Raw genomic sequence first — 14,771 nt, forward strand, 5'->3', positions numbered from 1 at the left:
AATGTCGTCTCCATCAATGACCCCAGTTCCGGGCAGCGGACGGGCTGGTCGGTCGGACGCTCACCGCAGTTCCTCGGCGACCTCCTCCTCCGACATGGCGTCGATCTCGGCGCGCACGGCCGCCTCGACCACGTCGGAGAGCTCGGCGACGGTGCGGTGCTCGAACAGCGCCCGGAGCGGGAGCCGCACGCCGAAGGCTTCGTCGATCCGGGTGATCACCTTGGTGGCCAGCAGCGAGTGCCCGCCCCGGTCGAAGAAGTCGTCGTGGACGCCGACGTCGTGGACGGCGAGCACTTCGGCCCAGATGCCGGCGACGGCCTCCTCGGTCGCGGTGCGCGGACGGACCGCCTCGCCGCCCGTCCACTCCGGCTCGGGCAGGGCCCGCCGGTCGACCTTGTCGCTCACCGTCAGGGGGAGTTCCGCGAGGAACACGAAGGCCGACGGCACCATGTGACGGGGCAGCACGGCGGCGAGGTGGGCGCGCAGTTCGCCGGGACTGGGCGTCTCGCCGGCCGGGACGACGTATCCCACGAGTTGCCGTCCGTTCGGCGACTGCGCGGCGGCCACCGCCGCTCCGCCCACCCGGGGATGGGCGAGCAGCGCGGCCTCGATCTCGCCGGGTTCGACGCGGTAGCCGCGGATCGCGATCTGGTCGTCGGCCCGGCCGAGGAACCGCAGGCCGCCGTCCTCCAGCCACAGCGCCACGTCTCCCGTCCGGTACAGCCGGGCGCCCGGCTCCCCGCCGAACGGGTCCGGCACGAACCGTTCCGCGGTGAGGGCCGGGTTGCCGGCGTAGCCCCGGGCGACGCCCGCGCCCCCCAGGTACAGCTCGCCGGGCACGCCGACGCCCACCGGGCACAGGGCCTCGTCCAGCACGTACGCGGTGACGCCGGCGATGGGCGATCCGATGGGCGGCAGCTCCCAGGGCGCGGTGAGCGGCCCGGTCGCCGTCGCCACCACCGTGTTCTCGGTGGGTCCGTAGTGGTTGACCACCGGGAGGCCGTCGTCCGCGCCCGGCCGGGGCCGCAGCACGTCGCCGCCGGTCAGCAGCGCCCGCAGGGCGGTGCCGTGCGCCGCCGGCAGGTCCAGGAGGGCCTCCGCGAGCGGGGTGGGGGCGAAGGCGATCGTCGTCCCCGCTCGGGCGAAGTGGCCGGCGAGGGCTTCCGGCGAGCCCACGGTCTCGTCGTCCGGGACGTCCAGACAGGCTCCGGACAGCAGGGCCGGCCAGATCTCCCAGCCCGCCGCGTCGAAGGACGGGCTCGCGGTCTGGCTGACCGTGTCGCCGGGCCCGAGGGCGTAGGTGCCGAGGTGCCACCGGACGAGGTTGAGCAGCGAGGCGTGGGTCACCACGACGCCCTTGGGACGCCCGGTCGAGCCGGACGTGTACAGGACGTACGCCGCGTGGAGACCGCCGGCCGCCCGGCGCGCCGGGTTCGCCGCCGGCCCGTCCGGCCGCAGCAGCGTCGTGGGCCGCGTGCCGGGCACCAGGTGCGCCAGTCCGGGAACGGTCAGCACCGTCACCGCGCCGGCGTCCGCGAGCATGAAGCCGATGCGCTCCGCCGGCAGGTCCGGGTCCACGGGGAGGTAGGCCGCACCGGTCTTCAGCACTCCCAGCAGCGACACCACCAGGTCCGCGCCCCGGGGCAGCAGCACCGCGACGACCTCTCCGGGGCCGTGGGGCGCGAGCAGCCCGGCGACCCGGCCGGCGCGCTCGTCGAGCCGTGCGTACGTCAGCCGCTCGGCGCCGTGCACCAGGGCGGGCGCGTCCGGGGTGCGTGCCGCCTGCCGTTCGAACGCCTCGGCGATCGTCGCGCCCAGGGCCTCCGCGTCCGCCGGGCCCCCGGTACGGGTCCGGTTCCGTGTGCGCACGACCAGGTCGCGTTCGGCGGCACCGGCCATCGGCAGGGAGCGGACGCGCGCCTCGGGCGTGCGCACGACCGCGGTCAGCAGGGTCGTGTAGTGCTCGGCCAGCCGTCGCATCGTGGCGTCGTCGAACAGGGACGTCGCGTAGACGAGTTCTCCGGCCAGCGTGCCGTCCTCGCGTGCGGTCAGGTGCATCTCGAGGTCGAACCGGGTGACCGTGCCCGGGCCGTCGAACGGCGAGACGGTCAGACCCGGCAGGGCGAGCCCGTCGGGTGCCTCCCCGTCGAACAGCTGGAAGCACACCTGGACGATCGGGTTGCGGCCGAGGTCGCGGGGCGGTGCCAGTTCCTCCACGAGCTGCTCGAACGGCAGGTCCTGGTGGACGAACGCCTCCAGAGTGTCCTCGCGGACCCTGTCCAGCAGTTCGCCGAAGCCCGGGTCGGCCGACAGGTCGGCACGCAGCGGCAGCAGGTTCACGAAGAAGCCGATGAGCCGGTCCGTGCCCGGTCGGTGGCGGCCGGCCACGGGGCAGCCGACCACGACGTCGTCCACACCGGCGGAGCGGCCCAGCACCACCTGGAAGGCGGCGAGCGCCGTCATGAACGGCGTGGCCCCGCGGGACCGGGCCAGCTCGCGCAGGCCCCGCGCGGTCTCGCGCCCCACGGTGAACCCGACCACGGAGCCGCGGTAGGACGGCACGGGCGGGCGCGGCCGGGCGGTGGGCAGTTCCAGCGCCGGGGGCGCGTCCGCCAGGGCCTTGCGCCAGTGGGCGGCGTGCTCGGCGTAGGCGTCCCCGGCGAGGTCCTCGTGCTGCCGGGCCGCGACGTCGGCGTACCGCACGGGCAGTCCGGGCAGTTCGTGCCCCTGGTAGGCGGCCGCCAGCTCACGGGCGAAGATCTGCCGGGACAGGCCGTCGAACACCGCGTGGTGCACGACCACCGACAGGACGTGGTCGTCCGGGGCCAGCCGCAGGAGCGTCGCCCGGACCAGCGGGCCGCCGGCCAGGTCGAACGGCGTGACCGCGTCGCGGGACACGTGCTCCTCGGCCGCCCGCACCGGATCGGCGGCGCCGTCCAGGCCGACGACCTCGAGGGGCACCGCCGGCCCGGGCACCACGACCGGTTCGCCGTCGTCCTCGTGGAAGCGGCCGCGCAGCGCCTCGTGCCGTTCCAGGACGCCGGAGAAGGCCCGGCGCAGCGCGTCGACGTCGAGCGGCCCACGCAGCCGGTGGGCGAAGGGCACCAGGTAGGCCGGCAGTCCCGGCTGGAGCCGCTCCAGGAACCACAGGCGCCGCTGGGCGAACGAGGGCACCTGGGTCCCGCCGGAGCGCCCCGCGGCCGGCGCGGCGCGGTGCGAGGCCCTGGCCGCCGCCACGGCGTCCGCGAGCCGGGCCACCGTGCGGTGGGTGAACATCACGCGCAGCGCCAGGTCGACGTCGAAGAGACGGCCGACGCGATGGAGCACCTCGACGCACAGCAGCGAGTGGCCGCCCAGGGCGAAGAAGTCGTCGTGGATCCCGAAGTCCCGGTGGCCGAGCAGCTCCCCCCAGATCCCGGCGATCCGCTCGTCGACGTCGTGGCGCGGCGCGGTGTCCGACGGGCTCCGCTCCGGCGCGGGAAGCGCACCCCGGTCGATCTTGCCGGTGGCCGTGGTCGGGAGCGCGTCGAGCACGACGAAGTCCTGCGGCGTCAGGTGCGCGGGCAGCCGCTCCCCCAGCCAGTCCCGCAGCGCCCCGACGTCGACGCCCGGTGCCTGAAGGTGTGCCACGAGCCGGGTGCCGGTGCCGTCGGAGGGGGCGCTGACGGCGGCGCGGGCGACCTGGGGATGGGCTTCCAGGGCGGTCTCGATCTCCCCGGGTTCCACGCGGTAGCCGTGCACCTTCAGCTGGAAGTCGGCACGGCCGAGGAACTCCAGGGTGCCGTCGGGCCGCCACCGGCCCCGGTCGCCCGTCCGGTACATGCGCGCGCCCGGCTCGTTCGCGAACGGGTCGGGCAGGAAGGACGCGGCGGTCAGGCCGGGGCGTCCGAGGTAGCCCCGGGCCAGGGGCGGACCACCGACGTACAGATGGCCGGGCACCCGGGTGGGCACGGGACGCATCCGGTCGTCCAGCACGTAGATCCGCGCCTCGGAGACGGGGGCGCCGATGCCGGGCAGGGTGGGCCAGTCCGCCGCCGGCGGGCTCAGCCGGCCCGCGGTGACCACGTTCACCTCGGTGGAACCCCACTGGTTGTCCACGCGCACGCCCAGGGCGCGGATCGCGTCGGTGACGACCAGCCGGTCGCCGGTGGTGACGACCTCCGTCAGGGTCCCGAGGCGCTCGGGGTGGTGCGCGGCCAGCTCGTTCAGCACCGTGCCGGGCACCAGGACGGTGGTGATCCGGTGGGTCTCGATCAGCGCGGCCAGCCGGGCGGCGTCGAACCGGTCGCGCTCGTCGGCGAGCACCACCGTGCCCCCGGTCCACCAGGTCGACCACAGCTCGTAGCTGCACACGTCCGAGGTGACCGGGAAGTACTGGAGGGCGACGGGCGCGGACGCGTACCGCTGCGCGGCCCAGTGCATCAGGCGCGCCGTGGGACCGTGGTGCATCACCACGCCCTTGGGCCGTCCGGTCGACCCCGAGGTGTGGACGACGTACAGCGCGTTCGCCGGGCCCACGACGTGCGGCCCGGCGTGCGCCTCGGCCGGGGCGTGCGGGTGCGCTGTGTCGGCCGGCGCGTCGAGGTCGGCCACGGTCACGACGGGCGCCGGCCAGTCGGTGCCGGAGGTGCGCGAGGTGACGACCAGCGCGGCGCCGGAGTCCGCCGCGAGCAGCCGCAGCCGCTGTGCCGGGTGCTCGGGGTCGAGCGGGACGTAGGCCGCGCCCGCCCTGGCGACCGCGAGGAGGGTGACGGGGAGGTCCGCCGTGCGCGGCAGGCAGACCGCGACCCGGGACTCCACGCCGATGCCGCGCCCGCGCAGCGCGGCGGCCATGCGCTCGGCCCGCTCGTCGATCTCGCGGTACGTCCACCGGCTGCCGTGGGCGATCAACGCCGGCGCGTCCGGGGTGCGGCGCGCCTGTTCGGCGAACCGGCCGACCACGGTGGCCCGGGGATCGACGCCGGTCAGCGCACTGCCGTTGAAGTCGGTCAGCAGCCGCTCGCGCTCCCCCGGAGCGACCGCGGCGAGCTCGCTCACCGGCAGACCGGGGGCCTCGGCGACCGAGGCGACCAGGGCCGCGTACTGCTCCGCGAACACCTCCATGGTCGAGCGTTCGAACAGGTCGCTCGCGTAGACCAGTTCGCCCGACAGGCCGCCGTCGTCCTCCTCGGCGAGGCGCAGTTCGACGTCGAACCTGGTCGTGGTCCAGTCGGGGACGAGCCGTTCGGTCGCGGCTCCCTCGACGCGCAGCCGGCACCCCGGGGTGAACAGGTCGAACCACGCCTGCACGATCGGGTTGCGCCCGATGTCGCGCGGCGGGGCCACCTCCTCGACCAGCCGCTCGAACGGCAGGTCCTGGTGAGCGAACGCGTCCAGGGTGGTCTCGCGCACCCGGTCCAGCAGTTCCCCGAAGGCCGGCGCGCCCGTGAGGTCGGTGCGCAGGGGCAGCGAGTTGACGAACAGACCGATCAGGGGCTCCAGTTCGGGCCGGTTCCGCCCGGTCGCCGGGCAGCCGATCACCACGTCGTCGCTGCCGGTGTGGCGGCCGAGCAGCAGTTGGTACGCCGCCGCCGTGACCATGAACAGCGTGGCCTCGCGGGCCCGGGCGATCTCCCTCAGCCGGCTGACGACCTCCTCCGGGAGGGCGAACCGGATGGTGCCCGCCCGGTACGTCGGCTGCAACGGACGCGGGAAGTCGGTGGGCAGCTCCAGCGCGGGCGGAGCGCCGTCCAGTTTCCGCCGCCAGTACGCCGCGTGCGCGTCGGCCACCTCGTCCGTCAGGGCCCGGCGCTGCCAGGCGGCGAAGTCGGCGTAGTCCACCTGGAGCGGTGCCGGGGCCGGCGCGCCGTCCGTCGTCGCCGCCCGGTACGCACGAGTGAGCTCCTCCTCGAACAGGTGGATGGAGACACCGTCGAAGACCGAGTGGTGCACGGTCACCTGGAGTACGTGGTCGCCCTCCCCCAGCCGCAGCACGGTCGGGCGGACGAGCGGGCCGCGGGCCAGGTCGAACGGCGTGTGCGCGCTGCGCTCGGTGAACTCCAGCGCGGCCCGCAGCGGATCGGCCGCGCCGCTCAGGTCCAGTCGCCCGACGGCGATGTCCGCGCTGTCGGCGTAGGCGATCCGGGGCTTGCCGTCCGCGTCCTCGAAGCGGGCGCGCAGCACCGCGTGCCGGTCCAGCACCGACCGCAGCGCCCGCTCCAGCGCCTGGACGTCCAGGGGACCCCGGATCCGGTACGTGGTGTCCGGCATGACGTACGCGATCGAGTGCGGCTGCAGCCGGTCCAGGAACCACAGCCGCTGCTGGGCGAAGGAGAGTCGCGGCTCCTCGCCGGGCGGACGCGGCACCGGGGCGCTCCGGGTGAACGGCACGGCGCCGCCGAGCGCGGCGGTCAGCCGCGCGACCGTGCGATGGGTGAAGATCGCGCGCAGCGGCAGGGCGACCCCGAACACCTTGCTCACCCGGGCCGTGACCCGGGTGGCCAGCAGCGAGTGACCGCCCAGGTCGAAGAAGTCGTCGTGCACCCCGATCCGCTCCAGGCCGGTCGCCTCGGCCCAGATCCGGGCCATGGCGGCCTCCCGTTCGTCACGGGGCGCGGCGTAGTTCTCCGCCACGCCGGACTCCCGGTCCGGCAGCGGAAGGGCCTTGCGGTCGAGCTTGCCGGGGCCGGTCAGCGGCAGCTTCGGCAGCGTCACCACATAGCTGGGCACCATGTAGTCGGGGAGCGACCCCTCCAGGTGGGCGCGGAGTCTCGTCACGTCGGGCCGCGCCCCGGCCGCGGGCACCACGTAGGCCGCCAGCCGCAGGTCACCGCGTACCAGTTCGATCGGCACCACGGCGGCCTCGGCGACCTCGGGGTGTTCGCCGAGCAGGGCGGCGATCTCCCCCGGCTCGATCCGGTAACCGCGGATCTTGACCTGGTCGTCGGCCCGGCCGAGGAACCGCAGCGTGCCGTCCTCCAGCCGGCGGGCCAGGTCGCCGGTGCGGTAGAGGCGCTCGCCCGGGACGCTCGCGAAGGGGTCCGGGAGGAACCGGTCCGCGGTGAGACCGGGCCGGTTGAGATACCCGCGGGCCAGGCAGGCGCCGCCCACGTACACCTCGCCCGGGATGCCGACCGGCACGGGACGCATGCGCTCGTCGAGGACGTGGACGCGGGTGTTGGCGATCGGGTCGCCCACGGGCGGGTCCGCCGGCCAGTCCAGCGGGTCGCCCGTCAGCAGGTGCGCCGTGATGACGTGTGCCTCGGTGGGTCCGTACTGGTTGTCCAGCCGCACGTCCGGCAGCCGGTCGAGCAGGTCCGTGATCTCGGCGCTGAGGTGGAGCTGCTCGCCCGCCGTGTGCACGTCGGTGAGGGGCGGCAGCTGCTCGCGCCCGCCCGCGGCCTGCGCAATCTGCTCCAGGACCATCGGGGGGCAGAACAGCCGGCGCACGCCTCCGTGCAGCATGGTGTCGAGGAGCCGGTCCGGGTCGCGCCGGTCGTCCTCGGCGAGGAGGACGACCGAACCGCCGGCCAGCCAGGTGGAGAACAGCTCCTGGAACGAGATGTCGAAGTTGATGGCCGAGAACTGCAGCGTCGGGCCGGCCACCCGGGCCCGGTCGAGCTGCCAGTGCAGCAGGTTCAGCAGGGGGCGGTGCGTCATGGCCACGCCCTTCGGCCTGCCCGTGGACCCCGAGGTGTAGATGACGTAGATCAGGTTGTCGGCCGTGGTGCCGCGCGGTGGGTCGGTGCGCGGACGGCCGTCCGGGGCGGGCGGCTCGACGGCGGTGACGTCCGGCGGGAGGCGGTCCACGAGTCCGGGGGCGACGACGGCCTGCCGGGCCCCGGCGTCGCCGAGCATGAAGGCGATGCGGTCCTGCGGGGCCTGGGGGTCCAGCGGCAGGTACGCGCCGCCCGCCTTGAGCACCCCGAGCAGGGCGGCGATCAGCTCGACGCCGCGGGGCAGCAGCAGGCCGACCACCGTCTCCGGGCCGACGCCCCCCTCCCGCAGGTGCCAGGCGATCTGGTTGGCCCTCGAGTTGAGCTGCCAGTAGGTGAGGCTCTCGTCCCCCCACACCAGCGCGGTCGCGTCGGGGGTCCTGGCTACCTGCTTCTCGAACTCGTCGACGACCGTGGTGCCGGTGTCGACGTCCACGGAGGTGTCCTGCCAGCCGCGCAGCAGCAGGTCCAGCTCGGCCGGAGGGGACATGGTCAGTTCGCCCAGCGGGCGCAGCGGGTCGCCGGCGACGGCGGACAGGAGCGTGACGTAGTGCTCGGCCATGCGCTCGGCGGTGGTGTGGTCGAACAGGTCGACCGCGTGGACCAGGTGGCCGCCGAGGCTGCCGTCGTCGTGCTCGACCATGTGCAGTTCGAGATCGAAACGGGTGGAGTACCACTGCGCCGGGAACTTCTCGGCGACGGTCTCGCCGAGCGCGAGCCGGCAACCGGGGGTGAACAGGTCGAACCAGATCTGGGTGATGGGGTTGCGGCCGGTCTCGCGCGGCGGGCCGATCTCCTCGACGATCCGGTCGAACGGCAGCTCCTGGTGGGCGAACGCGTCGAGGACGGTGTCCCGCACTTCGTCCAGCAACTCGGCGAAGGGCCGTGCCGGGTCCACGGTGGTGCGCAGCGGGAGGGAGTTGACGAAGAAGCCGACCAGGGCCTCCAGCTCCGGCCGGTCCCGCCCGCTGGTGGGGCAGCCGATCACGATGTCGTCGGTGCGGGCGTACCGGCCGAGAAGCACCTGGTAGGCCGCGAGCGTGGTCATGAACAGGGTGGCACGCCCGCGCCGGGAGATGTGGCGCAGTGCGTCGGCGACGGGGGCCGGCACGGTGAAGGAGACGGTCCGGCCGCGGTGGGACGGCACCGGCGGCCTCGGGCGGTCGGTGGGCAGTTCCAGCGCCGGAGGGGCGCCCGCCAGCCGCTCCCGCCAGTAGGCGAGGTGGTCCGCGGTCGCCTCCTTCGACAGCGACTCGCGCTGCCATGCCGCGAAGTCCGCGTAGTCCACGCTCAGTTCGGGCCACCCCGGGGCGGCACCCGACAGGGCCGAACGGTAGGCCGTGCTCAGGTCGGCCTCGAACACCCCGATGGACAGCCCGTCGAAGACGCTGTGGTGCACGGTCACCTGGAGCACGTGGTCGTCGGGTCCGAGTCTCAGCAGCGTGGGGCGCAGCAGCGGGCCGGTGTCGAGGTCGAACGGGGTGCGGGCGGCGTCACGGACGAAGGCCCGCACCGCGGCGTGGGGATCCGGCGCGCCGGAGACGTCCAGCACGTCGAGCCCGATCCGCCCGGGCTCGTCGAACAGCACGCGGGGCTGCCCGTCGACGGTCTCGAAGCGGCTGCGCAGCACCGCGTGCCGGGCGGTCACGGCGTGCAGCGCCTCCTCCAGCGCGTCGGTGTCGAGCGGGCCGCGCAGCCGGTAGGTGGTGTCGGGCATGACGTAGGCGATGGCGCCGGGCTGGAGCTGGTCCAGGAACCACAGCCGCATCTGGGCGAGGGACGGCTCGGTGGGGGTCCCCGGCGGCCTGGGGGCGAGTTCCGGTCCGGCGCCCTGGGTGCGTTGCCCACCCCGCAGGCGCCGGGCGAGCAGCGCGGCCTGCTCCGGAGAGAGCCGGGGGCGTTCGGCGGTCATGCGGCCTCCAGGTTCGTGTGCACTGCGGGGGGGGGACAGCGGGTCAGCGGCCGAGGGCCCGGCGCACGCTGAGCGGAGTGATGTCGGTCCACACCTCGCCGATGTGGGCGAGACATTCGTCCCTGGAGCCCGAGAAGCCGACGTCGGTCCAGCCGGCCGGCAGCTCCTGGTCCACGGGCCAGATCGAGTACTGCTCCTCGTGGTTCACCACGACACGCTGATCCATCTGTCCTCCGATGTGTTCGTCCGGAAGGGGGGCGCTCCGGGGGTGGTCAGAAATCCGTCGGGAGAGGTTCGTTTCGGGACGCCGTACGCGAGGTCGTAGGGGGTGGGAGCGGCGACCGGCCCGGGCCTCACACGAGGTCGCTCCGGGCGTTCCACCGCGCCATCAGTTCCAGTTCGTCGTCCGTGACGAGCGGAACGTCGAAGATGCGGACCGATGGATCCGCCGCCACCGCGGTGACGAAGTTCAGCAGGTGTTCGGCGAACCAGACCATCGTGGTGCGGTCGAACAGGTCGGTCGGGTAGATGATCCTGGCCGTGAGCCGGGCGCCCTCGTCGTGGACGTGGAACTCCAGGTCGAACCGGGTACTGACCGCCTCTCCGGCGAACTCGGTGACGTCCAGCCCCGCGAGCCGCAGGGCGTCGGACGCCACCCCCGTCTCCGGCGTCAGCAGGTTGAACAGCACCTGGACCAGCGGGTTGCGGCCGAGTTCCCGGGCCGGCACCAGGTGCTCGACCAGCTGCTCGAAGGGCAGTTCCTGGTGGGACATCGCCTCCAGGACCGTTTCGCGGACCCGGGCGACCAGGTCGGAGAACGCGGGGTCGTCGTCGAGGCGGGCCCGCAGCGGCAGCGTGTGGGCGAAGAACCCGATCAGGTTCTCCGACTCCCGGCGGTCGCGCCCGGCCACGGGCACGCCGACCAGCAGGTCGGTCATCGAGGTGTGACGGCTCAGCACCGCCTGGTAGGCGGCCAGCATCACCACGAACAGGCTGGCCGACCGAGCGCGGGCCACCTCCCGCAGTCGTTCCGCGATCCCGGCGGGCACCACGAGGGGCACCGCGCCGGCGTGGTGGGACGGCGCCCCGGGCCGAGGGCGGTCACCGGGCAGTTCCAGCACGGTCGGTGCTCCGTCGAGCTCCGTGCGCCAATGCTCCAGATGGCCCCGTAGCCGTTCGGGGGTGAGGTGTGCGTGCTGCCAGGCGGCGAAGTCCGCGTACTGCACGGGCAGTTCCGGGAGGTCCGGGGTCAGGCCGGCGCGCAGCGCCGAGTAGCACGCGGACAACTCGCCGGTGAACACGCTCAGCGACCACCCGTCGAAGACGATGTGGTGGACGGTGACCAGCAGGACGTGGTCGGCCGGCCCCAGGCGCAGCAGCCGGGCCCGCAGCAGCGGACCGGCGGCGAGGTCGAAGGCGCTGTCCGCCTCGGCGGCGACCATGTCCCGGGCCCGCGTCTCGGGATCGCCGCATTCGCTCAGGTCCTCGAACCGCAGGACGGGATCCGTTTCCTCGACGAGTTGGTACGGCTCCCCCTCCGCGGCCGGGAAACGGGTGCGCAGTGCCTCGTGACGCCGGACCACCGCGGTGAGCGCCTTCTCCAGTGACCGGCGGTCCAGCTCACCCCGCAGCCGGTGGGCCAGCGGGACGGTGTAGGCCGCACTGCTGGGCTGGAGCCGGTCGATGAACCAGATCCTGCGCTGCCCGAAGGAGAGTGCGGGGCGCTGTGCTCGCCGGGCCGTCGCCATGGAGCCGGCCCGGCCCGCCCGCCCGGCCAGGCGGCGGCGCAGAAGCTCCTCTCGGTTGTCCTTCATGTCCTCTCCCCGGCGCGCGACGCGTCACGGGACAGGCCGTTCGGGCAGCGCTTTCTCAGCAAGGTGGAAAACTCCCAGAAAGATGATTCCGAACCTCTCGAAAATGGCACGCCAAGGCCGCGGGGCGAAGAATGGAAATAGCACTCGCCTGCCGTGAACTCGACTGAAGACTCGCGCTTCTCAGTTTCGGGGCGGAATGGCGTCGGGCCGTCTTGTACGGAAATCGCCGAGCGGCCGATGCGGCCGGCTTCCTGCCGTCGACTGCCATCGATCGGCTCGGGCGAGTATGGGGTTCTGACGACCTCGGAAGTCTGGTCAGTTTGCAGCAGCAGCGTCAACAGCGTGTCCGCATGTTGTCTAAAAAGTTCCGCCGTCCTCCGACGACTGTCGTGCACGCTTTCGCAGTTCAGACCGCTTCGCCGGAAGATGGATCACCGTCCCCGCCGGCGCCTGCGGTCGGGATCATGACTTGTTCCCGCCATCCCGGTTAAGCGTCGGGTAAGCGTGCTCCGGTAATACCTTGACAACCCTTCAGGCACTGATCCACACTCTCGGGGTCGGTGATCAATAAACAGTTGACGTGCAGGGTCAGGAATCCGAGCACCCCACGTCACCACGCCTCTGACGTACTTCGATCCGCTGGACAGGCGCGACGTTTCGGCACCCCGCAGCCCCCCGATGAATTCGGCGGAGCGCGGGATGCGCAGAGAGCCCGAACCGACGAGGAGGGCGTTCCGATGAAGGGCTATCCCGCTGACCCGGATCCGTATCCCAACTACCGATGGCTGCGGGCGAACGCGCCGGCCTGCCCGATGGGCGGCGACACGGCCGAGGAGTCCACCTGCTTCGTCACCTCCTACGAGCTCGTGCGCGCCGGACTGCTCGACTCCCGGCTCAGCTCCGACCCGCGCAACGCCGCGGGCGCCGATCCCTCGGCACCTGCCGAACGCAGCGTCCTGGACTCCGACCCGCCGGACCACGGCCGGATGCGCCGGGTGGTCAACCCCGCCTTCAGCCTCACCGCCGTCGACGCGCTGCGCCCCACGATCGCCCGGATCTGCCGGGAGGCGATCGCCGGCCTGGCCGGGCACGGACGGGCCGATCTCATGGCCGAGTACGGTCTGGTCGTGCCCGTGGCCGTGATCCACGAGATCCTCGGCGTCCCCCCGGAACAGCGCGTCGACCCCGTCCTGTTCATGGACCGGTTCTGGTGGGCCGCCGCGGCCCGGGAGCCGGATCCCGAAGCCGCCGAGTTCATCGACGCGTACGTCACCCGCATCCTGGAGTACAAGCGCGCCCACCCCGGTGACGATGTGACCACCGCGCTCCTGCGCGCCCTCGAGGACGGAGGGCTGCGTGACGAGTCCGAACTGCGCGGCATGGTCACCGCCGTGCTGGGAGCCGGGCACACCACGACCGTTCCGCTGGTCTCGGCCGGCATCGTCCGGATGCTCCAGCACCCCGCACAGCGGGCGAAGGCCATGGCGGATTCCGCACGCTGGGCCGACGTGGTCGAGGAACTGCTGCGCCACGACTCGGTCATCCAGGTGTCGACCAACCGCTACGCCGTCGAGGATCTCGTCATCGGGGACGTGCCCGTGCCCAGGGGCGGCACGGTCCTGATGTCCTTCGCCGCCGCCAACCGCGATCCGGCCCGCTTCGACGACCCGGACGTCTTCGACATGGACCGGCCCCGGGGCGGCCACCTCGCCTTCGGGCACGGCACCCACTTCTGTCTGGGAGCGCACCTGGGCCGTGCCGAGGCGGAGATCGCCCTCCGGCTGCTCTTCGAGACGCTCGGTGACGTGCGGCTGACCGTGCCGGTGGAGGACGTCGTGTGGAGCTTCGGCCCGATGCTGCGCGGCCCGGCCGCGATCCCGGTGACGTTCACCCCGGTCGGGGGCGCACGGCAGGGAGCACGCGCGTGACGGCCGCCGCCGGCCACCACCGCGCCGAACCGACCGTCGTCGAGCGGTTCGAGGACCGCGCGCGCCGGCACCCCGACGCCCTCGCCGTGGTCTGCGGTGGCGAGCGGCTGACGTACGGGGAGCTCAACGCACGGGCCAACGGCGTCGCCGAGGGCCTGCGGGCCCGGGGTATCGGCGTCGAGTCCCGCGTCGGCCTGTGTCTGGGCCGCACCGCGGACCTGCCCCTGGCGCTGCTCGGCATCGCCAAGTCCGGTGCCGCGTACGTGACCCTGGACCCGCAGCAGCCCGCGGACCGCCTGGCCTTCCTCGCCGAGGACGCCGGAGCGGCGTGCGTCGTGGTGGAGCCGGACGCCCCGACGGGCCGGCCCGTGCCCGCACTGACCGTCAAGCAGCTGTCGGGTGCCTCCGCCGCGGATCCGCCTCTCGCCGCCGGCCCCGGCAACGCCCTGTACGTCGTCCACACCTCCGGTTCCACCGGACGGCCCAAGGCAGTGGTGATGGACCACGGCCCGACGGCCCGGCTGATGCGCTGGACGGAGCGCCGTTACCGGCTCGACGGCCGCGTGCTCCAGTACTTCCCGGTCACCTCGGACGTGTGCAGCTACGAGTTCCTCTCCACCTGGTGGGCCGGCGGCTGCGCGGTGATGGCCGAGGAGTCCGACCGCTTCGACGTGTCCGCACTGGCCGAACTCATCCGGCGCCATGCCGTCGGCACGGTGCTGCTGCCCGGCGCCGTCCTCGAGGAACTCGCCCGGCACGCCCGGCGCCGTCCCCGGGACGTCGCCAGCGTCAGGGAAGTCGTCACGACCGGCGACCGGCTGACGGTGAGCGACCACCTGCGCGCCATGTGCGCGGCCCTGGGCGACGGCGTGGTCCTGGACAACCAGTGGGGGTCCACCGAGGTCAACGTGGTGACGGCGCTGCGCCTGACCGCACCGCAGGACCGCTGGCCGACCACGCCGTCCATCGGCTCCCCGGTCTCCGGGGGGAAGATCCACGTGCTCGACGAGCGGCTGCGGAGGGTCCCCGTCAACGTCCCCGGCGACCTGTACGTCGGCGGCGGGCAGCTCGCGCGCGGCTACCTCGGCCGGCCCGGGGCGACGGCCGCCTCGTTCCTGCCCGACCCGTTCACGGACCGGCCGGGCGGGCGGATGTACCGGACGGGGGACCGGGGGCGGTGGCGCCCGGACGGGACCCTGGAGTTCCTGGGCCGCGCCGACTTCCAGATCAAGATCCACGGCTACCGCGTCGAACCGGGCGAGATCGAGGGCGCCCTGCGCGACCACCCGTCCGGGGGGGGGGGGGCGCGCCGCCGCGGGCGGTGGGGGGCCGCCGCCCCCCCCCGCCCCGGGGCCGGACCGGGGGGGGGGGGGGGCCGGCCGGCCCGCCATCGCAGCGCACGCCGCGGTCCTCTACCTGATGC

General features: G+C 73.7%; 6 protein-coding genes. 2 read left to right on the top strand and 4 right to left on the bottom strand.

Annotated elements, in window-relative coordinates; translation table 11 throughout:
• Positions 1–60 precede the first annotated feature (60 nt).
• The 4 genes from ACFWJB_RS22265 to ACFWJB_RS22280 form a co-directional block, all read right to left on the bottom strand.
• A complete protein-coding gene (locus ACFWJB_RS22265) occupies positions 61–9,606 on the bottom strand; it encodes an amino acid adenylation domain-containing protein (RefSeq protein WP_386924239.1) in 9,546 nt (3,181 codons plus the stop codon).
• A 43-nt stretch (positions 9,607–9,649) separates the two neighbouring features.
• Positions 9,650–9,832 carry an MbtH family protein gene (locus tag ACFWJB_RS22270; RefSeq protein ID WP_385459801.1) on the bottom strand — a complete coding sequence of 61 codons (183 nt, stop codon included), beginning with the start codon at positions 9,830–9,832 and terminating at the stop codon, positions 9,650–9,652.
• A gap of 127 nt (positions 9,833–9,959) precedes the next feature.
• Positions 9,960–11,420 (bottom strand): condensation domain-containing protein, encoded by a 1,461-nt coding sequence (locus tag ACFWJB_RS22275; protein ID WP_386924241.1) that lies wholly within the window; start codon positions 11,418–11,420, stop codon positions 9,960–9,962.
• Entirely contained in the window at positions 11,417–11,758 is a 342-nt protein-coding gene (locus tag ACFWJB_RS22280; protein ID WP_386924243.1) for a hypothetical protein, read from the bottom strand. Before ACFWJB_RS22280 ends, ACFWJB_RS22275 begins: the two co-directional genes overlap by 4 nt.
• Positions 11,759–12,157: 399 nt before the next feature.
• On the opposite strand from ACFWJB_RS22280, the gene ACFWJB_RS22285 reads away from it, so the two are divergent.
• Positions 12,158–13,348 carry a cytochrome P450 gene (locus ACFWJB_RS22285; RefSeq protein WP_386924245.1) on the top strand — a complete coding sequence of 397 codons (1,191 nt, stop codon included), beginning with the start codon at positions 12,158–12,160 and terminating at the stop codon, positions 13,346–13,348.
• The coding region (locus tag ACFWJB_RS22290; protein ID WP_386924247.1) for an amino acid adenylation domain-containing protein at positions 13,345–14,771 on the top strand (1,427 nt) is incomplete at its 3' end. The genes ACFWJB_RS22285 and ACFWJB_RS22290, both read left to right, overlap by 4 nt.

The sequence above is a fragment of the Streptomyces sp. NPDC127100 genome, assembly GCF_042724095.1.
Lineage (GTDB): Bacteria > Actinomycetota > Actinomycetes > Streptomycetales > Streptomycetaceae > Streptomyces.

What these genes read in the sequence shown, in the direction of transcription:
- ACFWJB_RS22275 (WP_386924241.1), bottom strand. Translation starts at nt 11,420, where the DNA reads ATGAAGGACAACCGAGAGGAGCTTCTGCGCCGCCGCCTGGCCGGGCGG.
- ACFWJB_RS22270 (WP_385459801.1), bottom strand. Translation starts at nt 9,832, where the DNA reads ATGGATCAGCGTGTCGTGGTGAACCACGAGGAGCAGTACTCGATCTGG.
- ACFWJB_RS22285 (WP_386924245.1), top strand. Translation starts at nt 12,158, where the DNA reads ATGAAGGGCTATCCCGCTGACCCGGATCCGTATCCCAACTACCGATGG.
- ACFWJB_RS22265 (WP_386924239.1), bottom strand. Translation starts at nt 9,606, where the DNA reads ATGACCGCCGAACGCCCCCGGCTCTCTCCGGAGCAGGCCGCGCTGCTC.